Below are 204 nucleotides of genomic sequence, written 5' to 3'. Positions count from 1 at the left end.
TGGAGCAGAAGACGGGATTCGAACCCGCGACCCCAACCTTGGCAAGGTTGTATTCTACCGCTGAACTACTTCTGCATATGCGGGTGAAGGGAGTCGAACCCCCACGCCGTAAGGCGCTAGATCCTAAGTCTAGTGCGTCTGCCAATTCCGCCACACCCGCGTATAAATGGTGAGCCATAGAGGATTCGAACCTCTGACCCTCTG

At 55.4% G+C, this 204-nt stretch carries 2 tRNA genes; both read right to left on the bottom strand.

The features are described 5' to 3' along the window. Positions 1-75: transfer RNA gene (locus HMPREF2864_RS11265), tRNA-Gly, on the bottom strand. 3 nt (positions 76-78) lie between these two features. Continuing rightward, positions 79-160, bottom strand: a tRNA-Leu gene (locus HMPREF2864_RS11260). Positions 161-204: the final 44 nt, after the last annotated feature.

The sequence above is a fragment of the Staphylococcus sp. HMSC059F04 genome, from assembly GCF_001812565.1.
In the GTDB taxonomy this organism is placed as follows: domain Bacteria; phylum Bacillota; class Bacilli; order Staphylococcales; family Staphylococcaceae; genus Staphylococcus; species Staphylococcus lugdunensis.
The sequence above is the reverse complement of the archived record's forward strand: the minus strand, read 5'-3'. Positions and strand labels throughout refer to the sequence as shown.